18 protein-coding genes are annotated in these 24,815 nt (G+C 63.7%); 7 read left to right on the top strand and 11 right to left on the bottom strand.

Annotation, left to right across the window (positions count from 1 at the left end; genetic code table 11):
- Positions 1–78: 78 nt before the first annotated feature.
- On the top strand, positions 79–1,563 hold the full coding sequence (locus tag NKJ80_RS20550; protein ID WP_352498212.1) for an MDR family MFS transporter: 1,485 nt from the start codon (positions 79–81) through the stop codon (positions 1,561–1,563).
- 20 nt (positions 1,564–1,583) lie between these two features.
- Here the strand turns inward: NKJ80_RS20550 and NKJ80_RS20545 are convergent, their stop codons facing one another.
- The 3 genes from NKJ80_RS20545 to NKJ80_RS20535 form a co-directional block, all read right to left on the bottom strand.
- Positions 1,584–2,615 (bottom strand): NAD(P)/FAD-dependent oxidoreductase, encoded by a 1,032-nt coding sequence (locus tag NKJ80_RS20545; protein WP_023673506.1) that lies wholly within the window; start codon positions 2,613–2,615, stop codon positions 1,584–1,586.
- Positions 2,616–2,719: 104 nt separating this feature from the next.
- Positions 2,720–3,040 carry a 2Fe-2S iron-sulfur cluster-binding protein gene (locus NKJ80_RS20540; protein WP_023673507.1) on the bottom strand — a complete coding sequence of 107 codons (321 nt, stop codon included), beginning with the start codon at positions 3,038–3,040 and terminating at the stop codon, positions 2,720–2,722.
- Between the two features lie 157 nt (positions 3,041–3,197).
- Positions 3,198–3,536 carry an Hpt domain-containing protein gene (locus tag NKJ80_RS20535; protein ID WP_023706163.1) on the bottom strand — a complete coding sequence of 113 codons (339 nt, stop codon included), beginning with the start codon at positions 3,534–3,536 and terminating at the stop codon, positions 3,198–3,200.
- A 313-nt stretch (positions 3,537–3,849) separates the two neighbouring features.
- On the opposite strand from NKJ80_RS20535, the gene NKJ80_RS20530 reads away from it, so the two are divergent.
- A complete protein-coding gene (locus NKJ80_RS20530; RefSeq protein ID WP_352498211.1) occupies positions 3,850–10,059 on the top strand; it encodes an apolipoprotein A-IV repeat region-like domain-containing protein in 6,210 nt (2,069 codons plus the stop codon).
- A 6-nt stretch (positions 10,060–10,065) separates the two neighbouring features.
- The gene (locus tag NKJ80_RS20525) at positions 10,066–10,818 is read left to right on the top strand and encodes an RNA ligase family protein (protein ID WP_245260146.1); all 753 of its coding nucleotides are present in this window, start codon (positions 10,066–10,068) and stop codon (positions 10,816–10,818) included.
- A gap of 34 nt (positions 10,819–10,852) precedes the next feature.
- Here NKJ80_RS20525 and NKJ80_RS20520 read toward each other — a convergent pair whose 3' ends face one another.
- From NKJ80_RS20520 to NKJ80_RS20505, 4 genes are read right to left on the bottom strand one after another with little or no spacing between them, the layout of a single operon-like run.
- On the bottom strand, positions 10,853–11,494 hold the full coding sequence (locus NKJ80_RS20520; protein WP_502902212.1) for an ABC-type transport auxiliary lipoprotein family protein: 642 nt from the start codon (positions 11,492–11,494) through the stop codon (positions 10,853–10,855).
- Positions 11,495–11,531: 37 nt separating this feature from the next.
- Positions 11,532–12,905 carry an MlaD family protein gene (locus NKJ80_RS20515; protein ID WP_352498209.1) on the bottom strand — a complete coding sequence of 458 codons (1,374 nt, stop codon included), beginning with the start codon at positions 12,903–12,905 and terminating at the stop codon, positions 11,532–11,534.
- A gap of 14 nt (positions 12,906–12,919) precedes the next feature.
- Entirely contained in the window at positions 12,920–13,738 is an 819-nt protein-coding gene (locus NKJ80_RS20510) for an ABC transporter ATP-binding protein (RefSeq protein WP_023726892.1), read from the bottom strand.
- Between the two features lies 1 nt (position 13,739).
- Positions 13,740–14,927, bottom strand: coding sequence for an MlaE family ABC transporter permease (locus NKJ80_RS20505; RefSeq protein ID WP_352462340.1), 1,188 nt, complete (start codon positions 14,925–14,927; stop codon positions 13,740–13,742).
- 77 nt (positions 14,928–15,004) lie between these two features.
- On the opposite strand from NKJ80_RS20505, the gene dgcA reads away from it, so the two are divergent.
- A complete protein-coding gene (dgcA, locus tag NKJ80_RS20500; RefSeq protein ID WP_023684942.1) occupies positions 15,005–15,988 on the top strand; it encodes an N-acetyl-D-Glu racemase DgcA in 984 nt (327 codons plus the stop codon).
- Here the strand turns inward: dgcA and NKJ80_RS20495 are convergent.
- Both NKJ80_RS20495 and NKJ80_RS20490 read right to left on the bottom strand, forming a co-directional pair.
- Entirely contained in the window at positions 15,959–17,173 is a 1,215-nt protein-coding gene (locus tag NKJ80_RS20495) for an MFS transporter (RefSeq protein WP_023684941.1), read from the bottom strand. The genes dgcA and NKJ80_RS20495 overlap by 30 nt on opposite strands.
- Before the next feature lie 104 nt (positions 17,174–17,277).
- A complete protein-coding gene (locus tag NKJ80_RS20490; RefSeq protein ID WP_023684940.1) occupies positions 17,278–18,093 on the bottom strand; it encodes a UDP-2,3-diacylglucosamine diphosphatase in 816 nt (271 codons plus the stop codon).
- A 120-nt stretch (positions 18,094–18,213) separates the two neighbouring features.
- Between NKJ80_RS20490 and NKJ80_RS20485 the strand changes: the two genes are divergently transcribed.
- Positions 18,214–18,993: an SDR family oxidoreductase gene (locus tag NKJ80_RS20485; RefSeq protein WP_352498208.1), complete on the top strand. Its 780-nt coding sequence runs from the start codon at positions 18,214–18,216 to the stop codon at positions 18,991–18,993.
- 159 nt (positions 18,994–19,152) lie between these two features.
- Positions 19,153–21,477, top strand: a complete 2,325-nt coding sequence (locus NKJ80_RS20480) for an NADP-dependent malic enzyme (protein ID WP_023825089.1) — start codon at positions 19,153–19,155, stop codon at positions 21,475–21,477.
- A gap of 5 nt (positions 21,478–21,482) precedes the next feature.
- On the opposite strand, the gene NKJ80_RS20475 is transcribed toward NKJ80_RS20480, so the two are convergent.
- Complete coding sequence (locus NKJ80_RS20475; RefSeq protein WP_352498207.1) at positions 21,483–22,103, bottom strand: DUF1287 domain-containing protein; 621 nt, start codon at positions 22,101–22,103, stop codon at positions 21,483–21,485.
- 203 nt (positions 22,104–22,306) lie between these two features.
- Here NKJ80_RS20475 and NKJ80_RS20470 point away from each other — a divergent pair, with 203 nt between their 5' ends.
- A complete protein-coding gene (locus NKJ80_RS20470) occupies positions 22,307–23,503 on the top strand; it encodes a DUF2865 domain-containing protein (protein WP_352498206.1) in 1,197 nt (398 codons plus the stop codon).
- Here the strand turns inward: NKJ80_RS20470 and gltX are convergent.
- On the bottom strand, positions 23,421–24,794 hold the full coding sequence (gene gltX, locus NKJ80_RS20465; RefSeq protein ID WP_352498205.1) for a glutamate--tRNA ligase: 1,374 nt from the start codon (positions 24,792–24,794) through the stop codon (positions 23,421–23,423). The two genes, NKJ80_RS20470 and gltX, sit on opposite strands and share 83 nt — an antisense overlap.
- Between the last annotated feature and the right edge of the window lie 21 nt (positions 24,795–24,815).

The raw sequence follows: 24,815 nt of genomic DNA, 5'->3' as shown, positions 1-24,815 counted from the left end.
AGACCAATTGAGGCGGCGTATAGCGGAGCGGCCATTTGGCGCCGCGCAATCGCTCTCAAACGTTATGGATGAACTGATATGGACCAGGCTGTCGACAAGCCGGCTAGGCTGCCCCCCGCCGCGCCGCTGACGGAAAGCGAGAAGAACGTCATCATCGCCGGCATCCTTTTGTCGATGCTGCTGGCGGCGCTCGACCAGACAATCGTCGCGCCGGCCATGCCGACCATCGGCCGTTCGCTCGGCCATGCCGACTACCTGCCGTGGATCGTGACCGGCTATCTCCTGACGGCGACCGCCATGGCGCCGCTCTACGGCAAGATTTCCGACGTCTATGGCCGCCGGCCGACCGTCTATGCGGCGATCCTGATCTTCCTTCTGGGATCGCTGGTCAGCGCCATGGCCCCCAACATGTTCGTGCTGGTCATCGGCCGGGCGATCCAGGGTGCGGGCGGCGGCGGCCTGTTCGCCCTGGCGCAGATCGTCATCGGCGACCTGGTGCCGCCGCGCGAACGCGCGCGCTATGCCGCCTGGATTTCGGGCACCTGGGCTGTCGCCAGCATCGCCGGGCCTTTGCTCGGCGGCGGATTTGCCGAACATCTGCATTGGTCGCTGATCTTCTGGATCAACATCCCGCTCGGCATCTTGGCCATGGCCATCATCAACAAGCCGCTGCGCAAACTGCCGGTCGCCGCAAAGCGGCATCGCATCGACGCGCCGGGCGCGCTGCTTCTGGTGGTGGCGACGGCATTGCTGCTTTTGGCCCTCAACTGGGGCGGCAGCGCCTATCCATGGGCCTCGCGCGAGATCGTCGGGCTGCTCGCCTGTTCGGCGGTTTTCTGGGCTGCGTTCGCATTGCGGCTGATGCGTGCGGCCGAGCCGCTGATTTCGCTTGAAGTGCTGAGCAATCCGATCGTGCTTGCCGGCACGGCGTCGATGTTCCTGCTGCAGGCCGCTAATATCGGCCTGTCGGTGTATCTGCCGGTCTATCTGCAGTCGATCATCGGCCTGTCGGTCAGCCAGTCGGGCCTTGCCATGCTCGGCCTGCTGCTCGGAACGGTCGCCGGCGCGACCTTCAGCGGCCGCACGATACCGCGCTTCTTCCACTATAAGCGCATCGCCATGGTCGGCGTTCTCTTCGCCATTGTCTGTCTTGGCGTGCTCAGCCTGGTCGCTGGCCGCGCCTCGCTGCTGGTCGTCGAGCTCTTGACCATCTGCATCGGCCTTGGAAGCGGCACCACCTTCCCGGTCGCCACCGTATCGGTGCAGAACGCCGTCGACCGCGCGCATCTCGGCGTTGCCACCGGCGTGCTGACCTTCCTGCGTTCGCTGGGCAGTGCGCTCGGCGTCGCCATGCTCGGCGCCGTCGCGCTCGGCTATGGCCTGCCGCTTGCCGGCGAAGGCGCGCCGGCTGCCGGACAGATCGTCTCGGCGACGCCCTTCATGATGATCTTCCTTGCCGCGGCGGTCACGCTCGTGCTGGCGCTGATCACGCTGGCTCTGATGCCGGAGAAGTCACTGCGCGGCCGCGACGACGCCGAGGCGCCGGTCGTTCTGGTGGAGTGATCCGGAAAGCCCTGTAGGACCTACTCCACGACGCCGAGCTTCTTCTGCAGGCTGGTCGACGACGTCGTGTACTGGAAGACGATGCGCTCACCGGGGCTGATGATGCGCTTGGCGGCCTGCGCCATCAGCGCCACCTCGTGAAAACCCGACAGGATCAGCTTCAGCTTGCCTGGGTACCAGTTGATATCGCCGACGGCAAAGATGCCTGGCACCGAAGTCTGGAATTTCTCGGTATCGACCGGAATGAGGTTCTCATGAAGGTTGAGCCCCCATTCGGCGATTGGTCCCAGCTTCATGGTCAGGCCGAAGAATGGCAGCATGCGCGTGCACGGCACCTCGATGTCGCCGTCAGGCCCGCCCTTGATGGTAGCAGAGGCCAGCTCGCCGTCGGCGCCGGTCAGGCCGCTCACCTGGCCGACCCGGAACTCCAGCTGCTTCATCTCCTGCATGGCATACATCTTATTGACGCTGTCGGGCGCCGCCCTGAATTCCGCGCGCCGGTGGACCAGTGTCACGCTTTTTGCCACCGGCTGCAGGTTCAGCGTCCAGTCGAGTGCGGAATCGCCGCCGCCGACGATGACGAGGTCGTGGCCGCGGAATTCCTCCATACGGCGCACCGAATAGAAGACGCTCCTGCCCTCATAGGCCTCGATGCCGGGAATGGGCGGCCGTTTGGGCTGGAACGAGCCGCCACCGGCGGCGATCACCACCACCTTGGCTTCGAACACCTCGTTCTCGTCGGTGGTGACCCGAAATGAGCCGTCGTCCAGCTTTTCCAGGCTGGAGACCATGCGGTTGAAGGTAAAATCCGGCTTGAACGGGTGAATCTGCTCCAGCAGTCTGTCGACCAGCCCTTGCGCCGAGATCGAGGGCCAGCCTGGAATGTCGTAGATCGGCTTTTCCGGATAGAGTTCGGCGCATTGGCCGCCCGGCCGGTCGAGGATGTCGATCAGATGGCACTTCATGTCGAAGAGGCCGAGTTCGAACACCGCGAACAGGCCGACCGGCCCCGCCCCGACGATGAGTGCGTCCGTCTTGATTACATCGGTCATGCCAGGCGAGCCTCATTGTCAGACTGGGGCGAAACTGGCGCGAGACTGCATGAGCATTGGCCCGCTGCCAAGCGGCGGCGGGAAAAATCAGATGGTACGGGAGATCAACCCTGGCGAGCCGGCACGCGCACGACCAGGCCGTCAAGCGCGTCGCGCACCTTGATCTGGCAGGACAGCCGCGAGTTCGGCTGGACGTCATAGGCGAAGTCCAGCATGTCCTCTTCCATCGCCTCCGGCTCGCCGACCTCGGCCGTCCAGGCTTCGTCGACATAGACATGGCAGGTCGCGCAGGCGCAGGCGCCGCCGCATTCTGCCTCGATGCCCGGCACCGCGCTACGGATCGCATTCTCCATGACGGTCGAGCCGTTTTCGGCCTCGACATCGAAAGGAGTGCCGTCATGGGCAATGAAGGTCAGCTTGGTCATTTGTCACCTGAAGGGAGTCCCAGCCGAGATAATCACTCCGCCGGACAAGTCAACTGCCGCGCGAAAGCGCCGCTTTGTGACGTTTTTTCGGAAAGCTGGCCAAAGCACGCCCTGGCCCCGTCGATTCATCCCGGTGGCCGCTGCCGAGCGGCAGCCATTACCGGCTGATGGCGGCGATGAAATCGCGCACTTCCTCGATCAGGGCGCCGAGGCGCTTGAGGATGCGCGCATCTTCCGGCTGCTGTTCGATCGAGGTGGCGCAGTCGGCGATGGCAAAGGCGCCGACCCCGCGCGCCGAACCTTTCAGCCCATGCGCCAGAAGCAGTCGCTCCCTGACGTCGGCATCGACTATTCTGTCCCGGACGGAAAGCGCCTGCTGTACGAACAGTGCCAATACCTCCTGTTCGAGGGCGCGATCGCCCATTGTCTGACGGGCCAGGTGGGCCAGATCCACTGGGCGCGAACGGGCCGGTCCCGACGCATCGCCGCCCGGCATTGAGAAGGCAATGCCGCTTTCACCGCGTACCAATTTGAAACTCCTTGTGCCGATCGCCGAAAAAACTAGGCGATTTCCGTCGCCAACGCGTTAATGAATGGGCTGGAAAATTGTTGCCGCTGAGGCGGTTAGATCACGTTGTCGTTAACCTTATATTTAAAGTTTTACGTATCTCGCGGAATGCATGTTTTCTTTACCCCTGTGTGTCATTACGATACGAAGGTCCATTTTCAGCCTCCTGCGTGGGATAAGACGAGCCAGAATCAGGCAAAAATAAGAAGTCCCTCGGCAGCTAGTACAGGGTAGCGAAGGCATGGCGAAGAAACCAACGACGACCAGAACTCTCGACAGCGACGTAGCCAGGGAACTCGAAAAGGCACTAGACCTCGATCTCAGCGGAGACGGCAGCGGCGATCTCGATATCGCGGCGTCGATGGAAGATCTGGAAGCGCAGATATCGCAGGCCGCGGACGAACTGGCGCGCGAAGGCCGCCCCCAGAAGCCCGCCCCCGCTCAAAACGCGCCCATCCAACAAAACCAGAGTGCGAAGCCGGCAGCCAAGCCCGCCGAGCTGCGCCCGGTCGAATCGCGCAACAGCGCTCAGCCAGCCGGCTTCAAGCCGGCAAACGATGACCGCCAAAAAGATTACAAGACGCTGCTGCACAGCCTCAACCGGCGCGCGTCTAGCACGATCTATTGGGTCGTGGCGTTCGTGTCGCTGGCCTGGATCGCCGGCGCCGGCGGCCTTGCCAATTTGCTGTTTGGCCCCAGCATCTGGAAAATTCGTACATTCGATCAAATCCTGGCCCGCCCTGAACTGATCGGCCTGGCGATCGCGGCAATCATACCGGTCGTCCTGTTTTGGGCCTTCGCGGCGATGATCCGCCGCGCGCAGGAAATGCGCATTGCCGCGCAGTCGATGACGGAAGTGGCTTTCCGTCTGGCGGAGCCGGAAAACCTCGCCCAGGATCGCGTGATGATGATCGGCCAGGCCGTTCGCCGTGAAGTGGCGGCGATGGGCGAAGGCATCGAGCGCACGCTGGCGCGCGCCGTCGAGCTCGAAACGCTGGTCCACAGCGAGGTCAACCAGATCGAACGCTCCTATTCGGAGAATGAATCGCGCATCCGGTCGCTGGTCGACGGGCTGGGCAGCGAGCGCGAAGCCGTCGTCACTCATGCCGAGCGCGTGCGCGCCTCGATCACCGGCGCGCATGAAACGCTGAAGGACGAGATCGGCGCCGCCTCCGACATTATTCGCGACTCTATCCTCAACGCGTCGACCAAGCTGTCGATGACGATCACGAATTCCGGCGACACGCTGATCGACCGCATCAATGAAAGCTCGATGTCGATCTTCGATTCCGTCGAAACCCGGCTGGATTCAATCACCGACAGGCTGTCGACGTCGGGCGAAGCCTTTGCTTCGCTGCTCGACACCCGCATCGCCAAGCTGACGGACACCACAGACGGCCTGACCCGGTCGCTGACCGACCTGCTCGACGACCGCACCACCGGTATGGTGTCGCTGCTCGGCGGCGCCGCCCGCACCCTGAGCTCGGAATTCGAGTCCAGCCTGAACGGCATCGAGCGGACGCTGGCCGAGCGCGGCCAGGCGCTGATCAGCGAATTCCAGACCCGCGCCGAAGCACTCGATACCGGCACGCAGAAGCTCAACGCCGCGCTCGAGGCGCGCGCCCGCCAGATCAACGAAACGCTGGTCGAGCGCGCCCGCGAGATCGCCCACACCTTTGCCGAGAGCAAGGATCATTTGTCGGCGATGATCGATCAGGGCAAGACCCAGATCGGCGCCGACATGGCCGACATCGTCTCGTCGACCTCGTCGATGCTCGAAGCCCGCGCCAGCGATTTCGCCGGCCGCATGGAAGCCGCCCGCCATGTCGTGTCGCGCTCCTTCGACACCGACATCCAGCGTCTTGCCGATGCCCGCGTCGGCATCGAGGACGCCGTCGAAAACCACAGCCGCAAGCTGTCCGAAAGCCGCGAACGCATGGCGGCTGCCATGCAGGCGGACCTGGCGAAGTTCGCCGAGGGCCGCGCCGGCATCGATGCGGCCGTAACCAACCAGGTGCAGAAGCTGGCCGAAGGCCGCAACCTGATCTCGCGCGCCCTGGAAGAGGATCTACGCAAGGTCAACGAGTCGCGCGCCGCCATCGACGCGTCGCTGGGAAGCCATCTCGAGCGGCTTGAAGAAGGCCGCAACCGGCTCAACCAGGCTTTGCATGAAGACTCCGGAAAACTGGTGCAAGCCCGTACGATCATTGACGAAATGGTCGCCGGACATGTCGGTAAACTGGCCGAAGGCCGCAACATTCTGTCGCGCGCCCTGGAAGCCGATCTCGGCAAGCTCGCCGACAGCCGCGCCTCGATTGACGGGCTGGTCGCCGGCCAGGTTGAAAAGATCGCCGAAGGCCGCGCCATCCTGACCAAGGCGCTCGAAAACGACATTATCGGCATCAAGGGCGTGATCGAGAACCACTCGGCGAAACTGGCCGAGGACCGAACCGAACTCAGCAAGGCGCTGGAGAACGACCTATCCGGCATCAGGGGCCTGCTCTCCGACCATTCGAGCCGGCTTGCCGACGATCGTGGCCTGTTGTCACAGACGCTCGAGGCCGACCTCGCCAAGCTCGCCGAGAGCCGGTCGAGCATCGACGGGCTGGTCGCCGGCCAGGTCGAAAAGCTGGCCGAGGGGCGCGATATCCTCAAGCGCGCGCTCGAAGCCGACCTCAACACCATAAAGGGTGCCATCGCGGGTCATTCCGACAAGGTGGCGGAAGAGCGCGGTCAGCTTTCCAAGGCACTGGAAGCTGATCTGCAGACTGTGAACAGCCTGATCGCTGACCACTCGAGCCGGCTTGTCCAGGATCGTTCGACGCTATCCCAGGCGCTTCAGGATGACCTTCAGAATGTGAACAGCCTGATCACCGACCACTCGAGCCGGCTTGTCCAGGATCGTTCGACGCTATCCCAGGCGCTTCAGGACGATCTGCACAATGTCAGCGGCATCATGGCCGATCATCAAAACAGGCTCGTCCAGGACCGTTCGGCGCTCTCAAAGGCACTGGAAGACGACATCGCCAAACTGGCGGAGAGCCGCTCCAGCATCGATGGGCTGGTCGCCGGACAGGTCGAGAAGCTCGCCGAGGGCCGCGACATCCTCACACGGGCGCTCGAAGCCGATCTCAATGCGATCAGGAGCGCCATTGCCGACCAGTCGCAGAAGCTGAGCGAAAACCGTGGCGAGTTCGCACGGGTGCTGGAAGCGGATTTGGAAAATGTCAACAGCCTGATCGAGGGTCACAGCGACAAGCTCGTCCGGGATCGCGCGACGCTGTCGAAGGCTCTCGAGGACGACCTCGCCAAGCTGGCCGAGAGCCGGTCGAGCATCGACGGACTGGTCGCAGGCCAGGTCGAGAAGCTGGCCGAGGGGCGAGACATCCTGAAACGTGCGCTGGAAGCCGACCTGCAGAAGCTGTCGGCAAGCCGCGGTGAGGTTGACGACATCATCGCCGGCCATGTCGGCAAGCTGGCCGAAGGCCGCAACATGTTGACCCAGGCGCTGGAAGACGATCTGGCAAAGCTCGCCGACATACGCAAGGATGTCGACCGCTCGCTGTCGGGCCATATCGACCAGATTGCCGGCAGAAGCACCGATATCTCGGCGGCAATCGCTGCCGATGTCGAGAAGATCGAGCAGGCCTTCAGCAAGCAGACCGGCATCATCGAAGAGCGCGCCGGAACCATGGAGCGCGCGTTGTCGGTGGGTGTCGACAATGTCCGCAGCGTGCTCGAAAAGAGCGCCGTCTTCGTTGCCGGCGCGCTGCGCGAGAAGGTGATGGAAGTCACCAGCGCGCTGCACGAACAGGCCGGTGCTGCCTTCAGTGACGCCGACCGCAAGATCGCCGAGCGTGCCGAGCAGACCTCGTCCGCCCTTTTGGCCCGGGCCGAGGACATCGCCCGCACCTTCGAGGACGCGGATCGCCGTCTGCACGCACGTGCCGAGGACACATCGAGCGCCCTGCTTGCTCGCGCCGAGGATACGACGAATGCCTTGCTTGCTCGCGCCGAAGACACAACGAGCGTGCTGCTTGCCCGGCATGACGAGACGTCGAACTCGCTGCTCGCCCGCGCCGAAGAAACGGCCGGACGGCTGGCTGCCCGCGCCGGCGAGATCGCCGGCACGTTCGACGCCGCCGACCAGAAGCTGGTCGCCCGCGCGGTCGAGACGGCGCAGTCGCTGGCCGACCGCGCCGGCGACGTCCTGCGCAACTTCGAGGGCGCCGACCAGCGGCTGAGCATGCGCATCGGCGAATCCGCCGAAGCGCTGGCCGCCCGCGCCTCGGACCTTGGCCGCATCTTCGACGCCGCCGACCAGCAGCTGATCTCGCGCATTGCCGAGGGTTCGGACGCGCTGTCGGCACGCGCCACCGAGATCAGCCGCATCTTCGACGAGGCCGATCACCGCCTGGTGTCGCGCATCGCCGACTCCACCTCGACCATCGGCGAGCATGCCGACAACATCGTCGGCGCCTTCGCCAGCACCGAGCAGCGCGTTGCCGAACGTGCACGCCAGACCGGCCAGGAACTTGCCGTCCACGCCCGCGAGATGGAGCAGGCTCTTGCCGGCGCCGACGAGCGGCTGGCCGCGAGCGTTGCGTCCGCAGCTTCGCGCGTCGAGGAACAGGTCGCCCGCGTCGAGAACCGCCTTCTTTATACGACGGAGACGATGGGCCAGAAGCTCAACGAGCAGGTTTCCAGCGCAGAAGCTCAGCTGATCTCGCGCGCCAACACGATTGCGGAGACTTTTACCGCGGTCGGCCAGCACATCGGCCAAAGCACCAACGACGCTGCCAAGACAATCGGCACCAATACCCGCGAGCTCAACACGATGCTGGCGGCGCGTTCGGCCGAGATGGCGAAGATCCTGGACGAAACCGCGCGGCCGCTGGTCGAGCGCTTCGCCCAGGGCGGCTCGGAACTGCAAAAGAGCATGGAAGAGGTCACCGAACGCGCGACCGAGAAGCTGCGCAGCGAAAATGCCGCCCTCGTCAACGCGCTCGCCAGCCGCACCGCCGAAACGCTGTCGGCCGTCGAAGGCGCGCGCTCGTCGCTCGCCGATAGCGTCGCCGACCTCATCGGCCGCATGAGCGTCTCCAGCTCGCAGCTTGGTGAGCTGATCGAACAGGCGGCGATCAACCTCGGCCAGGTCGACGAACGTCTGAGCGGCAGCACGCAAAGCTTCGCGGCAACCACCGAAAAGGCCGCGCAGACCTTCGCCAGCTCGGCACGCCTGGTCGATTCGAACACGACGCGGCTTACCGAACTGTCGTCGTCGACCCTGCGCGAAGTGGCCTCGATCGCCACCAAGTTCGACGAGCACAGCCGCTTGCTGTCCTCGGCTTCGGATCTGTTGAGCTCGGCGCAGAGCAATCTAGAGCACACGCTTGAGCGGCAATCGTCGCTCGAAGATCTCGCCGTCGGCTTGGTCAAGAAGTCGGAAGACCTCGAGAAGGTGATGCGTTCGTTCGAAAACCTTGTCGGCCAGACGATGCAGAATGCCGAAGGCAAGACGCTGGCATCAGCCGACAAGATCCGCATCGCCATAACGGAAGTGGTCGATTCGGCAACCAGCCGGTTCGCCGATGCGACCGAGGAGATGCGGCGCACCGCAAGCTCGATCAAGAGCGAGCTCGACCTCACCCGCGCCGAGCTCAAGAAGGGCGTCATCGAAATGCCGGAAGAGGCCAAGGAATCGACCTCGGCGATCCGCCGTGCCGTTGCCGAGCAGATCAACGCGCTCAAGGAACTTTCGGATATCGTTGCGAAATCGGGACGTGGCGGCGACAATGCCGAACCGCGCGCCCTGCGCCCGGCGCCTCAGGCGCCAGTGCAGCGCCCGGCCGAGCCGGTACGCCGCCCGCCGCCGGCGCCACAGCCGGAGCGCCCTGCTCCGCAGGCGCCGCTCGGCGGCCTGCGTGGCACGCTCGATATCGAACGCCCTGCCGAAGCACCGCGCCAGCGCGACGCCAACGCCCGCACGCCGCAAGGCGGCTGGGTGCGCGATCTCCTGACCGGAGCATCGCGCGAGGAGGAAGTCGCCAGGCCGGCAGCGCCCGCGGAAGCACCGCGCGCAACTCCCGCCCAGCGCTCGCCCCTGCATGTCATGGAGTCGCTCAATTCGCTCTCGGTCGATATTGCCCGGGCGATCGACCACGACGCCTCGATCGAGCTGTGGAACCGCTACCGGCGCGGCGAGCGTGACGTGTTCACGCGCCGCCTCTACACGCTCAAGGGCCAGCAGACCTTTGACGAAATCCGCCGCAAATATCAGGCCGAGGCGGAGTTCCGCGCCGCCGTCGACCGCTACTGCGACGATTTCGAGAAGCTGCTCAAGGACGTCTCGCGCAACGACCGCGACAACATCATGGCGCAGACCTACCTGACGTCGGACACCGGCAAGGTCTACACCATGCTGGCCCATGCGAGCGGCCGTTTGCACTAGCTACGATTGCTGCATCAAAATGAAAAAGGCGGGAAATTTCCCGCCTTTTTCGTTTGTCATGGATCGAACAATGACGAGCGCAAAGAACTCAGGCTGCCCTTGCTGGCGCGATGGGCTGCAAGCTATGCCTCCAGCATGAGGAAATACGGTCGCACTTTTCATCTGCCGATATCGGTCGGAGCCACCAGCGACGACAAGGTCATGGCGTCGCTTGAAGGACTAAGGGTGGCTGATCTTGTGGTCACCGAGAAGATGGATGGAGAGAACACAACCCTTCATCGCGATGGCTCTCACGCGCGCAGTCCCGATAGCCGTTATCATCCATCCCGAGACTGGCTGAAGGCATTTGCAGCAAATGTTTCACCGCAACTTGCTGACGATGAACGGATTGTCGGCGAGAACCTCTATGCCCGACATTCGGTTGCGTATGATGCGCTGCCGTCATTTTTTCTTGGCTTTGCATGGATCATCGGGACCGAGATTCAACCGTGGGATTTGACCCTGGCCCGGTTTGAGGAACTGGGCATCACTCCTGTTCCCACGCTCTATCGTGGGCCTTTCAGCCCCAACCTCTTCGATAATCTGGCTGCGTCCCTGGATAAGGCCAAGCAAGAAGGCTTTGTGGCTAGGGTTGCCGAAGCATTTGCTGAGGCAGACATGCCCATTCGAATGGGCAAATATGTACGGGCAGGACATGTCCAGAGTGAAACCCACTGGATGAAGGCAGAACTGGTCACCAACCGTCTGGCAGGCGGCTAAGGTTCCTGGGTCTCAAGCGCCTCGCCGGGTTCGCTCAGATCACCGAGTCCGTCCAGCTCACGATATCCTTCGCCGCCTCGCCGAAGGCGCTGTCGAGCGCGCTGACATAGGCCGGATTGCCGCTGCCCGAGACGGGAGCGGATGCGGTGAAGCTCTTCGAGGCGCGCACCTCGCCGTTGCGGTCGTTCAGGATGCGCACGAAGAGATTGACCTCGGCATGCTCGCCACCATTGACGCGGACTTCGAAGGAGCGGATCTCGACGATCACCTGGTAGTCGATCGCCAGCCCCTCGCCCGGCTTGCCGACGCCGGCAAAGCTTCCGGAGCGCTGGAAGGTTTCGGCGAGCCTCGCCTGCACGATCAGCGGCAGCCGGTCGGCCCATTGCGCGCCCTTGAGATACTGGATCGAGCGATCTGACGGCTTGATGACGATGTTCTGGCTGTCCAGCGCCTTGAGCGCGGAGGGCTGGGCGATCAGGATCTGGCGGCGGCTGTGGCCACGGGCGTCGATCGACGGGGCGGACAGCTCGAACGTATCGAGCGGCGCCGGCTTGCCTCCCAATGCCGCGCAACCAGCCAGCGTCAAGCCAAGCAAAACGACTGCCGATCTATACCCACCCAACCCGAACGTCACGCGTGATCCCCACTGTCCCCGGATCGTATGATGAATCCGCATCCGCGGTCCATGTAATTGCTGCGGGCGGGCAGGGAAGTCAACGCCGTGCCCTGCCATCGAACTGCCGGACCTCGCCGTCGCCGCCCGACAGGATGCGCTGCGGGTTGCGGCTGAGATCGGTCACCGCCTCTTCGATGCGGCTGATCGAACGCCGGCTGTCCTGGACCAGCGCCTCGACATTCGACAGGCCCTGGCCCGAGAAGCGCGTAATATTGTCGGTGATCGTGCCAAGCCGGGCGTTCAGCGTGTCGGCGACCTGCTTGAACGACTTCAGCGTGTCCCTGGCATCGGCCATGACGCCGTCGGCCTGGCCCGAACCGAGCAGCGTATCGACCCTTTTCAGGATGCCGTCGACGCGCACCGAGGCATCGTTGAGGCGCGACGCAAGCTGTTTGGCGTCCTTGATCGTCTCGTCGATGTCGTCGGCCCGGTCGGCGAACTTGTCAGTCACCTGGGCGATGTCGGCGGCGGCCTTGTTGGCATTTTCGCTGGCCTTCTGAATGTTGGCGAGCGCCACGCGCACTTGTGCCGGATCGATGCCGTCGAGCACATTGTCGACCTTTGCCAGCGTGCCTTGCGTGCGCTTGGCGAAATCGTTGACCGAGCCGACCGCGGTATCGACGTTCTTGATCACGCCGTCGAGCTGTCCGCTGGTCTCCTTCAGATTGGCGGTGACGGCGTCCACATTGGCGACGATGCTCTTGATCTTGTCCTTGTCGACGGCATTGAGCAGGCCTTCGGCAGCCTTCAGTGTGCCGTCGAGCTTGCCGGAAACACCCTTCAACTCGTCCGACAGCGCGCTGACGGCGGTCAGGAACTTGTCGATGCCATCGGCATTCCTGGCCAGCGCATCGGAAAATGTCTGGGCGTTCTTGACGGTCTGGGTCAGCGGCCCGCGCACATCCCTGGTGAAACCTTCGAGTTCGGAAAGCACCTTGTCGGCACGGGTGAAGATATTCTGCGCCGTCTGCAGCAGGTTGGTGACCGCCGATGGATTGGCGATGATCTCGGCGGTCCTGCCTTCCTTTGCCGCCTCTTCCAGCAGATTTGGTTCCTTTGGATCGGCGCCCTTCAATTCGATGTTGACCTGGCCGGCAAGGCTGGCGATGCCGATATCGGCCTGCGTCGATTTGGTGAGCGGCGTTGTCTGGTCGATCTCGGTCGTAGCAATGGCGGCATTCGGGTCATTGCGGTCGAAATAGACGCGCTTGACCACCCCGACCTTGACGCCGTTGAACAGCACCAGACTGCCGGGGCCGAGGCCGGAGGCCGAACCCTGAATGCGCACGCGCAGCTCCGCCGTCTCGCCGCGATCACCGATCTGGGCGGTCCAATAGACGAACCCGAACGCCGCCAGGATTGCAGCCAGGGTGAAAATGCCGACAATTACGTAGTTGGCTCTGGTTTCCATTGCCCCACTTATGTCTATGCGCGCGCGGCAAGATCAAGTTGCCGAGCGCGTTTTCCGCGGAAATAGGATTTGACCCACGGTTCTTCGCTTTTCAGCATGTCGTCGATCGTGCCTTCGACCAGGATTTTCTTGTTGCCGAGCACCGCCACGCGGTCGCAAGCGGTAAACAGCGTGTCGAGATCGTGCGTCACCATATAGACCGTCAGATCCATTGTATCGCGCAGCTTGACCACCAGTTCGTCGAATTCGGACGCGCTGATCGGGTCGAGGCCGGAAGTCGGCTCGTCGAGGAAGACGATGTCGGGGTCGAGCGCCAGCGCCCGCGCCAGGGCGGCGCGCTTGATCATGCCGCCCGAAAGCTCCGAGGGAAATTTTTGCGCGGCGTCCGGCGGCAGGCCGACCAGTTCGATCTTGAGCAAGGCCAGCTCGTCCATCAGTTTCTTCGGCAGATCGAGATATTCGCGCATCGGCACCTGCACGTTTTCCTGCACGGTCAACGCCGAAAACAGGGCGCCGTGCTGGAAAAGCACGCCAAGGCGCATGTCGATGCGCAACCGCTCGATGTCGCTGGCCTTTTCGAGGTCGAGGCCAAACAGCTTGATCGTGCCGGACTGCTTGTGCAGCAGGCCGAGAATCGTGCGCAGCAGCACCGATTTGCCGGCGCCCGAGGCGCCGACGAAACCGAGGATTTCGCCGCGCTTGATGTCGAGCGCCAGTTTGTCGAGGATCAGCTTGTCGTCCAGGGAAACGGTGATATCGCGCACCGACAGCACGATATCGTCTTCTTCCATTCCCTGCACAGCCTTGGTCGCCTTTGAGTTTCTGCGCATCATGTCAGAACTCGATCGACGCGTAGAAGATGGCGAAAAGGCCATCGAGGATGATGACGACGAAGATCGACTTCACCACCGAGGCGGTGACGTGCAGCCCCAGCGATTCGGCGCTGCCGCCGACCTTCATGCCTTCTACGGAAGCAATGGTGCCGATGATCATGGCCATGAACGGCGCCTTGATCAGCCCGGCGAAGATGGTGCTGATATCGATCGCGCCGCGCAGCCGGTCGATGAAGGCCGTCGGCGCAATACCGGAATAAAGCCAGGCGGCTAGGATGCCGCCGCCAAGAGCGGCAAAATTGGCGACGATGGTGAGACAGGGCAGCGCGATCACCAGCGCCACCAGGCGCGGAAACACCAGCACGCCGATCGGGTTGAGGCCGATGACCTTCAGCGCGTCGACCTCCTCGCGCATCTTCATCGAGCCGATCTCGGCGGTGATGGCGCTGCCGGAACGGCCGGCGATCATGATGGCGGTCATCAGCACGCCGAGCTCGCGCAGGATCAGCACGCCGACCAGATCGACAACGAAAATGTTGGCGCCGAAATAGTTGAGCTGGTAGGCGCCCTGCTGGGCGACGATGGCGCCGACGATCGCCGACATCAGCACCACCACGGGGATGGCGCCGACACCCATGCGATCGATCTGGTTGAAGATCGCCGCCGGATTGATGGCATGGCCGCGCCCGAGCTTCATCTGGGCGCCGCCGATGGTGGCGCCGAGGATGTTCATCGAGGCGAGGAAATCGTCGCGCATCTCATAGATGCGGCGGCCGACCGCCTCCAGCCCGCGGAGGATGATGTTGGGGCGCCGGACGCCGCGCGATTCGGGCTCGCGCCGGACAGCTTCGCCAACGGCGCCGAGCAGGATCGAGGCGACATCGCTTTGCCCCTGCATCTTGATCACGACACCCTTCTTTTCGAAGACACTGACCAGGCGATCGATCAGCCAGGCTCCGGCGGTGTCCATCTTCTCGATGTGGGAAAGATCCAAAGCGAGCGTCTGGAAGCCTTTGCGCTGCTCGATCTTGCGCATCTCGGCGTCGATCAGCGCCACTGTCGTCGTCGTCCAGATGCCGGAGAAAGCGCAGCCGAGGACGCCGCCCTCCTCGCCGACCGCAACGCGGGGCTGGTGGTCGGCCTCCTTGGCGGCGTTGCCGCTTGCGTCGCGTTTGCCGATGGTCAACATGGCGTCCTGTTTAGCCTGACGGGTCGTACCTGTCGATTTGCCGACGACGCGTTGTCGCATAGCCGGAGCAGAAAATTATGGCGCGTGTCATTTCGGTTGAGGCCGAGCGTTTTCCCATTGCCGGCACCTTCACCATCTCGCGCGGGTCGAAGACCGAAGCCGAAGTCATTACCTGCACGATCAGCGATGGGGACAATCGCGGATGGGGCGAATGCGTCCCCTACAAGCGCTATGGCGAGACCATGGAGGGGGTGCGCGACGCCACCGAGGCCATGCGCCGGCAGATAGAAGGCGGCATCAGCCGCAAGGAACTGCTCGATGCGATGCCGGCGGGTGCTGCCCGCAACGCCATCGATTGCGCCTTGTGGGACCTGGAGGCCAAGATCAGCGGCGTTGCGGTCGCCGACGCCATCCACGTTGTGCCCTTGTCGGCGCTGGAGACGGCCTACACGCTGTCGCTGGGCGAGCCGGAGGCAATGGCGGCGCAAGCCCGCGCCAATGCCGGGCGGCCGCTGCTCAAGGTCAAGATCGGCGGCGACAACGACTTGGCCCGCATCCGCGCCGTGACCGAAGCGGCGCCCGACAGCCGCATCATCCTCGACGCCAATGAAGGCTGGACCGATGCCAACATCATCGAGAATCTCGCTTTCGCCGCCGAACATGGCATAGCCCTGATCGAACAGCCGCTTCCCGCCGGCCATGATGCCATCCTGCGCCACATCGCGCATCCGGTGCCGATCTGCGCAGACGAAAGCGTCCACGAGGCGAAGGACCTCGAAGCGCTTGTCGGCCTCTATGACGCCGTCAACATCAAGCTCGACAAATCCGGCGGCCTGACCGCCGCCCTTACCCTTCGCAACCGCGCCCGGGAGCTGGGATTCGGCGTGATGGTCGGCTGCATGGTCGGCACGTCGCTGGCGATGGCGCCGGCTGTGTTGCTTGCACAGGGCGCCGAGTTCGTCGACCTCGACGGCCCGCTGCTGCTTGCCCGCGACCGCCAGCCCGGGCTCGTCTACCAGGGGTCGCTGGTGTCACCGCCTGACAGGATGCTGTGGGGCTGAACGCGCGGCGAGCCCGATCAGCGCCAGGCCGATGATGGCGATCGGGATCATCGCCAGGAAGCCGTCGACGCCGTAGCGCTCATAAAGCGGGCCGGACGCCAGCGTCACCGCCGCCATGAAGAAGCCGTTGAAGAAATAGGCAATACCTTGCGCCGCACCCGTGCGTTCTTCCGAAACCGTTTCGCCGATCATCTTCTGCAGGCCGATCAACACCATCGCCACCGACACCGAATGCAGGGTCTGCACGCCGAAGAAACCGGCAACGCCAAGCCCGAGTGGCCAGATCAACGGAAAGGCGATCCAGCGCACGATGGAGCCGACGCCGGCGATCAGCATCACCTTGACGACTGAGACGGAGGCAAAAATACGGTTGAAAAACACGAACATGCAGACCTCGGCCACCACGCCCCAGGCCCACAGCAGGCCAACGACGGAATCGCTGATGCCGACCGATTTCCAGTAGATTGAGACAAAGCCGTAGAGGAAGGCATGGCTGGCGGTGATGATGCCGACGCCGAGGGTGAAATACAGGAAATACCGATTGAGAAGGCTCGGCGCCTGATGCTGGATGTCGGCGGCCGATAGCGGCGAAGCCCGGCGCGGGCGGCCAAGCCGCGGCGCCAGCAATCCGGCGACGAGCGCGGCAGACAATGCCGCAAAGATGATTACCGGCACGGCCTGCGGGCTCGTCCAGGCGAGGATAAAGCCGCCTGCGACATTGGCGCAGAGATAGGAAATCGAGCCCCATTTGCGCATCGCGGTGTAGTTCGAGCCGAAGCGGCGCACACCCGACAGTGCGAGCGAATCGGCGATCGGCGAATGCGGCGTCCACACCACCGTCAGCGCCAGCGATACGGCAAGCACCATGGCGTAGGTCGGGTTGAGGAAATAGCCGGCGGAAAGCACCATCGTCGCGGCCACCAGCGCAATATAGACATCGGCCCTGTCCTTCGCCCGGTCCGCCAGCGCGGTCAGCAGCGGCGTCGTCACCACGCGCAGGAACATCGGCGCCGCCAGGATGATGGCGATCTGCTCGGCGTGGAAACCCTGGGCATGCAGCCACAGCGGGAAATAAGGCACATGCGTTCCCAGCGACACGAACAATGTCGCGAAGATCAGGCTCATACGCAGTTCGAAATGGCGCGGTTTGACGAGTTGTTCAGGCGAGAGCGGCGGCAGCGACATGAATCGATCCAATTACGCTGCACAAAGGGCTGCAACGCAGATCGATCCCTTAACATGCGCGAAAGCGGTCCGAAACTGCCTGGACCAGTCGATTAACAGGAGGGTTATGCCGCTTCGACGACCCTGTCTTCGATCAGCAAGGGGATGAACGGCTCGTCCGGTACTTCGGGCAGCACCAGCGCCCAGTGGATGATCTCCATCTTGCCATCGAAATGTTCGACCACCGCCGTGCAGCTCTCCACCCAGTCGCCGGTGTTGATGTACTGCACATTCTCATAAGTCTCGATCGCGGCGTGATGGATGTGGCCGCAGATGACGCCGTCGACATGCGAGCGGCGGGCCTCCTCGGTCAGCACGGTCTGGAACGAGCCGATGAAGTTGACCGCCTTCTTGACCTTGACCTTAGCCCAGGACGAGAACGACCAGTAAGGGAGACCCAGCAAATGGCGGAGCTTCGTCACCACGCGGTTGACCAGCATCGCGGCGTCATAGGCGTAGTCGCCGAGATAGGCCAGCCAGCGCGCATTGTGGACGACGGTGTCGAATTGGTCGCCATGGATGACCAGCAGGCGCCTGCCATCGGCGGTTTCGTGGATGGCGCGGTCGGCAACGACGATGCCGCCGAAATGCACGCCTTGGAACTGGCGCGCGAATTCGTCGTGATTGCCGGCGATATAGGTGATCGAGGTGCCCTTGCGGGCCTTGCGCAGCAGTTTCTGGACGACGTCATTGTGGCTCTGCGGCCAGTGCCAGCTGCGCCGCAGCCGCCAGCCGTCGACGATATCACCGACGAGATAGATGATATCGGCGTCGTGATACCGCAGGAAATCGATCAGGAACTCGGCCTTGGCCGCCTTCGATCCGAGATGCAGGTCGGATATGAACATGCTGCGGAAAGTGCGGGTTTCTGTACCGGACATCAGATCGTCACCGTTGCTTTCGCGCAGGCTATGCCCCGATTCATGCAACAACCGTATGACGGTTGCGATTGGGCCAGCCAAAGGGCTAGCGTGCCGCGCCAATCACAGGAGAAAATCGTCATGGATCTCGGCATCAAGGGCAAGAAGGCCATCGTCTGCGCATCGAGCAAGGGGCTGGGCCGCGGCTGCGCCATGGCGCTGGCCGAGGCCGGCTGCGATCTCGTCGTCAACGGCCGCAATGCCGAGCTGCTGGCAAAAACCGCAGCCGAACTGCGCGAACGCTACGGCGTGAAGGTGACCGAGATCGTCGGCGACGTCTCGAAGCCCGACGTGCAGAAGGCGATCCTAGCCGCCTGCCCCGACCCGGATATCCTGGTCAACAACAATGGCGGCCCGCCCTTGCGCGAATTCCGCGAACTCGACCGCGCAAAGATCCTCGAAGGCGTGACGCAGAACATGGTGACGCCGATCGAACTGGTGCAGGCCGTCATCAACGGCATGGCCATGCGCGGCTTCGGCCGCATCGTCAACATCACCTCGCTGTCGGTCTACGTCCCGATTCCCGGCCTCGATCTGTCGTCCGGCGCGCGAGCCGGGCTGACCTCGTTCCTGGCCGGCGTGGCGCGCACGGTGATCGACCGCAACGTCACCATCAACAGCCTGCTGCCGGGCAAGCTCGACACAGACCGGCTGCGCGGCCCGCATGAGGCCGGCACGATGGAAGACCCGGCAGCGGCCGCAGCGCGCAAGACCCGCATCAGCGCCGACGTTCCGGCCAAGCGGCTCGGCACGCCGGAAGAGTTCGGCCAGATCTGCGCCTTTCTGTGCTCGGTCCATGCCGGTTATCTCACCGGCCAGAACATCCCCGTCGATGGCGGCCTCTATGTCAGCGCGTTCTGAAGGGCTCGATGGATAATCGGCAGGATTTCAGCGCAATCATTTGAAATAGTTCGATCTTTCCGGACCGGGTTGTTTTAGCCGCGCTTGCGTCATTTGGCGTCGCGAAAAACCATTTTTGCGTGCTAAAAGGCTGCAAAGCAGGTTTGAGGGAGCGGCCGCATGGAAGGCGAGAACAAGAAAACGGCACGTTCGGACCTCGACGAAGCCGCCCTCTACTTCCACAAGCATCCAAGGCCGGGAAAGCTCGAGATCCAGGCGACCAAGCCGCTCGGCAACCAGCGCGACCTGGCGTTGGCCTATTCGCCGGGTGTTGCCGCGCCCTGCCTCGAAATCCGCGACAATCCGGCAACCGCGGCCGATTATACAGCGCGCGCCAATCTGGTCGGCGTCGTCTCCAACGGCTCGGCCGTTCTCGGGCTCGGCAATATCGGCCCGCTCGCCTCCAAGCCGGTGATGGAAGGCAAGGCGGTGCTGTTCAAGAAATTCGCCGGCATCGACGTCTTCGACATCGAGATCGACGCGCCGGGCATAGAGCGCATGGTCGAGACGATCTCGGCGCTGGAGCCGACTTTCGGCGGCATCAATCTCGAGGACATCAAGGCGCCCGAATGCTTCGAGGTCGAGGCGCAGTTGAAGGCCCGCATGGGCATTCCCGTCTTCCATGACGACCAGCATGGCACCGCCATCATCGTCGCCGCCGCCGTGCTCAACGGGCTGGAATTCGCCGGCAAGACCATTTCCGACATCAAGATCGTCACCTCAGGCGCCGGTGCGGCAGCGCTCGCCTGCCTCAACCTGTTGGTCTCGCTTGGCGCCAAGGTAGAGAATATCTGGGTCACCGACCGCTTCGGCGTCGCCTACAAGGGCCGCACCGACGAGATGGATCGCTGGAAAGACCCCTATGTGAAGGACACCGAGGCGCGCACGCTGGCCGATGTGATCCCTGGCGCCGACGTTTTTCTCGGCCTGTCGGCCGCCGGCGTGCTGAAGCCGGAATTGCTTGATCATATGGCGCCTAAGCCGTTGATCCTGGCGCTGGCCAACCCCAATCCCGAGATCATGCCGGAGGTCGCGCGCGCCGCCCGTCCCGACGCGATGATCTGCACCGGCCGTTCCGATTTTCCCAATCAGGTCAACAACGTGCTTTGTTTTCCTTACATCTTCCGCGGTGCGCTGGACTGCGGCGCCAGCGCCATCAACGAGGAGATGAAGATGGCCGCGGTCAGGGCGATTGCTGCCCTTGCCCGCGAGGAACCATCCGACGTCGCCGCCCGCGCCTATTCCGGCGAGACGCCGATCTTCGGACCCGACTTCCTGATCCCCTCGCCCTTCGATCCCCGCCTGATCCTGCGCATCGCGCCGGCGGTGGCCAAGGCTGCCTGCGACACCGGCGTCGCGACCCGGCCGATCACCGACTTCGCCGCCTATATCGACCAGCTCAACCGCTTCGTCTTCCGCTCCGGCCTGGTGATGAAGCCGGTGTTTTCCTCGGCCAAAGCTTCGAACGCCAAGCGCGTCATCTATGCCGACGGCGAGGACGAGCGCGTGCTGCGCGCAGCCCAGGTGGTGCTGGAGGAAGGCATTGCCGAGCCGATCCTGATCGGCCGCCCGCACGTCATCGAGGTCAGGCTGAAGCGCTACGGCCTGCGTATCAAGCCGGGCGTCGATTTCGGCCTGATCAACCCGGAAGACGATCCGCGCTACCGCCATTATGTCGACCTTTTGATCGAGCTTGCCGGCCGGCGCGGCGTGACGACGGAGGCCGCGCGCACCATGGTGCGCACCGACAACACGGTGATTGCGGCACTGGCCCTCAAACGCGGCGATGCCGACGCCATGATCTGCGGCCTCGAGGGCCGTTTCGAGCGGCATCTGCGCAATGTGACGCTGGTCATCGGACCACGCGCGGGCGTCAAGGACCGCGACCTGTCGACGCTGTCGATGCTGATCTCGCAGCGCGGCATCATCTTCCTCACCGACACCCATGTCTCGGTCGACCCGACGGCCGAGGAAATCGCCGAAATGACCATATTGGCGGCGGAGGAAATCCAGCGCTTCGGCATCGAGCCGAAGGCGGCGCTGCTGTCGCATTCGGATTTCGGCTCGCGCGATTCTCCCAGCGCGCTGAAGATGCGGCAGGCAGCGGCGATCCTGGCGCGCGTTGCGCCCGACCTGCAATGCGACGGCGAGATGCATGCCGATTCAGCCCTGTCGGAGCATCTGCGCCAGCGCGTCTATCCGCATTCGCGGCTGAAGGGCGAAGCCAATCTCCTGGTGTTCCCCAACCTCGACTCCGCCAACATCACGCTGACCGCGCTGCGCACGATGATGGATGCGCTGCATGTCGGTCCGATCCTGCTTGGCACCGACAAGCCGGCGCATATTTTGACGCCGTCGGTGACGTCGCGCGGCGTCGTCAATATGACGGCGCTGGCGGTGGTCGAGGCGGCGCACAAGGCGCAGGCGGTGGTTCATTTCGGCTGAGTTTCTCACGCAGGCGCGAAGCGGTAATGCCCGGTCTGCTTGAAGGCGAACAGCGTGTCCTCCTCGCGGGCGCCCGACCCGATATTGTGGATGACCAGCGCTCGTTCCGGCACGTCCGCCGTGCGTTCGGAAGAGACGATGACGATGTGCGGCAGGTTGCCGGGCAGCATCTGGGTGACGATATCGCCCGGCTGAAAGTCGGGAGGATACTCGCTGGCGGGCAAGGAAACTCCGTTGCGCCCGAAAAAAGCGGCAAGATTGCCGACCCGTCGGTGGTCGATGTTGCGGTCGGTCGCTTTCAGGCCCCAGGTCTTGGGATAGGCGGCGAAATTGGCGGCCATATCCTCATGCACCAGTTTCTGCAGGTCGAGATTGAAGGCGCGGCGATAGGCGCGCACGATGACATCCGTGCACACGCCTCGATCCGGCGCGACGTCGCCGCCGGGATAGCCGAGGCGGACATAGGTCGGGTCGTAGAAGGTGGTGATGCCGATCTGCTCACGCGCGGCTTCGACCAATTTGCTGCGCCAGTTCGGAGCGGCTGGATTTTCCTGCGCCCGGGCGGCGGGCACCGCCAGGCACAACAGACCGAACTGCAGCGCGGTTCGACGGGTAATCGCGATCATGCCAGCTCCCCGGGGCATTGCTGGATCGTGGGATAATTCCGGGGCGATTGCGCCTTTTTCATGCAGCGGTGAGATCGCACAGTTGCCGCCCTATCCAAACGCCTCCTGCAACGCGTCTATGGGCTAAGACCATCTTTGGTTGTAGATTGAGGGAACGGTTAACCGCGAATCCGGTAGACAGGCAGGCAAGCGGGGTTCGGGCAATGACGGGCGGACGATGGAGGCTGAAGCATCTGGCTGCGCTGCTCGGCGCGCTTGTGCTTTCGGCCATCGCCACCACTGAACCGCAGGCCGCCTCCCGCGTTTGCCGTCAACTGGAAGCCGAGCTTGCTTCTTCATCGAATGGCGGCGGCAATTCCAGCATGGTGCGGAAGTATGACAAGGCCATCTCCCGCCAGTTCGAACAGCTATCAAAGGTGCGCGGTCGTGCGAGCGATGCGAATTGCGGGTTTTCGCTGTTTTCGCGCAATGTCAGCCAATGTGCCGCGCTGAACAGCAGCATCGATCGCATGAACGCCAATCTCGATGCGTTGCAAGCCAAGCGCGCGCAGCTTGCCGGCGGCGGCTCGCGGCGCGACCGCGGCCGCATCCTGGCCGCGCTCGACGCCAATGGCTGCCGTGACGAGCCCGCGCCGCGCCGGGAGCCGCTGCAGGAAGCCAGCCGCGAACCCGACGACGGCAATCTGTTCGACCAGCTTTTCGGCGGCAACCGGCAGATCGACACGCTCGATCAGCCCGATGATCCCGGCGAGGAGCGCAATGTGCGCCGGGTGCTCAATCAGCCCGGCGTGCCGGATTTCCCGACGGTTGGCGGCGAGTTCCATACGAGCTGCGTGCGCACCTGCGACGGCTATTTCTTCCCGATGTCGAACTCGGCTTCGCTCGGCGATTTCGAGCGCGACCAGAAGAATTGCGAATCGAGCTGCCCCGGCACCGAAATGCAGGTGTTCTATTCGCGCGGCATGGAAGACGATTCGGCCAACATGACGTCGTCGGTGACCGGCAGGCCCTACAGCAAGTTGCCGACCGCCTATCTCTACAAACAGCCCAACATGTCGCGGCCGCTGGCTTGTGGCTGCAATGCGCAGGCCGGAAATTTCGAGATCATCGGCGGCAACCCGCCACCGCCCGAGCAATCGCAGCCTGATACCGAGACAACGCCATTCATTCCGGTGCCGGCGGCCAAACCCGATCCGGGCGCGGATCCGGAGACGCTGGCGAACGTACAAGGCGGGCTCGACCGCGCCGCCATCAAGCGCCTTGCCGTCAAGCCGGTGGTGTCGCCGGTGTCGCTGATCCCGCCGGACCAGCGCAAGGTCAGGGTCGTCGGGCCAGCGTTCCTTCCCGACCCAGCAGCGGCAATAGATCTGCAAGCTCCGGCCCGGAAGCAAGTCCGGTAAGCGCCAGTCTCAGCGGCATGAACAGCGCCTTGCCCTTGCGGCCGCTGGCTTCCCTGATCCTGGCCGTCCAGTCCTTCCACACCGTTCCGGTCCACGGCTCTTCCGGCAACAGGTCGAAGGCCTGCTGCAGGAAGTCGCGATCCTCGTCGGAAAACTCCGGCGCGGGCTGCGGGCCGTCGGCAAGGATGCGCCACCAGCCGACCGCGTCGCTCAGCCGGTCGAGATTGCCGCGCACCGCCAGCCAGAACGGCTCGGCCTTGTCGCCGGAGATGCCGAGCACGATCAGCCGATCCCGCGCCTCGGAAAACGGCATGTGGTGCATGAGCGCACGATTGAGCACGAACAGCTCGTCCGGGTCGAATTTGGCCGCCGATTTCGACGTGGCGGCCGGATCGAAGCGCGCGGCCAGTGCCGGCATGTCATGCACCGCCGCGACATTTTCCGAGGTGCCGACAAGGACGGCCAGCGAAGCCACAGCCATCGGTTCGATGCCCTCCTCGCGCAGGCTTTCGATCGACAGCGCACCGCTGCGCTTCGACAGGCCCTCGCCCGAGGCCGTGGTCAAGAGATTGTGGTGGCCGAAGACAGGCGGCTCGGCGCCCAATGCCTTGAACAGCGCGATCTGCACGCCGGTGTTGGTGACGTGGTCGTCGCCGCGGATAACATGACTGACCCCCATCTCGATGTCGTCGACGACCGAAGGCAGCGTGTAGAGATAAGTGCCGTCCTCGCGCCGCAGCACCGGATCGGACAGTGAGGCCAGATCGACGGTTTCCTCGCCGCGCACCAGATCGTTCCAGTGCACTTCGGTGCGTTCGGGCTGCAGCGGATCGCTGGTGAAATTCGGCAGCAGAAAGCGCCAGTGCGGCCGGCGGCCATCGGAGCGGTATTCGGCGATCTGCTGCTGCGAAAGCGCCAGCGCCTCGCGGCCATAGACCGGCGGCAGGCCGCGCGTGCGGCGCACCTTGCGGCGCAGGTCGAGTTCTTCGGGGGTCTCGTAGCAGGGATAGACAGCGCCGGCTCTCTGCAGCCGCTCCACCGCCGCGTCGTAAGTTTCGAAGCGCCGCGACTGGTATTCGGTGGCGTCGGGAAAAATCCCCAGCCAGTGCAGGTCGTAGAGGATGGCGTCGGAAAATTCCTGCCTCGAGCGGGCAATGTCGGTGTCGTCGAAGCGCTGAATGAAACGGCCCTTGTTGTTCATGGCAAACAGCCAGTTGAACAAGGCGGTGCGGGCATTGCCGATATGAATGCGGCCGGTTGGTGAGGGGGCAAAACGGACGGTAACTGTCATGGGCGGGGCGTAACGGATGCT

The organism is Mesorhizobium sp. M0030, from assembly GCF_040323695.1.
In the GTDB taxonomy this organism is placed as follows: Bacteria; Pseudomonadota; Alphaproteobacteria; order Rhizobiales; family Rhizobiaceae; genus Mesorhizobium.
This window is presented reverse-complemented; position numbering and strand designations above follow the sequence as displayed.

Coding starts and splice junctions, on each gene's coding strand:
- NKJ80_RS20550 (WP_352498212.1), top strand. CDS start 79: ATGGACCAGGCTGTCGACAAGCCGGCTAGGCTGCCCCCCGCCGCGCCG.
- NKJ80_RS20545 (WP_023673506.1), bottom strand. CDS start 2,615: ATGACCGATGTAATCAAGACGGACGCACTCATCGTCGGGGCGGGGCCG.
- NKJ80_RS20540 (WP_023673507.1), bottom strand. CDS start 3,040: ATGACCAAGCTGACCTTCATTGCCCATGACGGCACTCCTTTCGATGTC.
- NKJ80_RS20535 (WP_023706163.1), bottom strand. CDS start 3,536: ATGCCGGGCGGCGATGCGTCGGGACCGGCCCGTTCGCGCCCAGTGGAT.
- NKJ80_RS20530 (WP_352498211.1), top strand. CDS start 3,850: ATGGCGAAGAAACCAACGACGACCAGAACTCTCGACAGCGACGTAGCC.
- NKJ80_RS20520 (WP_502902212.1), bottom strand. CDS start 11,494: ATGCGGATTCATCATACGATCCGGGGACAGTGGGGATCACGCGTGACG.
- NKJ80_RS20515 (WP_352498209.1), bottom strand. CDS start 12,905: ATGGAAACCAGAGCCAACTACGTAATTGTCGGCATTTTCACCCTGGCT.
- NKJ80_RS20510 (WP_023726892.1), bottom strand. CDS start 13,738: ATGATGCGCAGAAACTCAAAGGCGACCAAGGCTGTGCAGGGAATGGAA.
- NKJ80_RS20505 (WP_352462340.1), bottom strand. CDS start 14,927: ATGTTGACCATCGGCAAACGCGACGCAAGCGGCAACGCCGCCAAGGAG.
- dgcA (WP_023684942.1), top strand. CDS start 15,005: ATGGCGCGTGTCATTTCGGTTGAGGCCGAGCGTTTTCCCATTGCCGGC.
- NKJ80_RS20495 (WP_023684941.1), bottom strand. CDS start 17,173: ATGTCGCTGCCGCCGCTCTCGCCTGAACAACTCGTCAAACCGCGCCAT.
- NKJ80_RS20490 (WP_023684940.1), bottom strand. CDS start 18,093: ATGTCCGGTACAGAAACCCGCACTTTCCGCAGCATGTTCATATCCGAC.
- NKJ80_RS20485 (WP_352498208.1), top strand. CDS start 18,214: ATGGATCTCGGCATCAAGGGCAAGAAGGCCATCGTCTGCGCATCGAGC.
- NKJ80_RS20480 (WP_023825089.1), top strand. CDS start 19,153: ATGGAAGGCGAGAACAAGAAAACGGCACGTTCGGACCTCGACGAAGCC.
- NKJ80_RS20475 (WP_352498207.1), bottom strand. CDS start 22,103: ATGATCGCGATTACCCGTCGAACCGCGCTGCAGTTCGGTCTGTTGTGC.
- NKJ80_RS20470 (WP_352498206.1), top strand. CDS start 22,307: ATGACGGGCGGACGATGGAGGCTGAAGCATCTGGCTGCGCTGCTCGGC.
- gltX (WP_352498205.1), bottom strand. CDS start 24,794: ATGACAGTTACCGTCCGTTTTGCCCCCTCACCAACCGGCCGCATTCAT.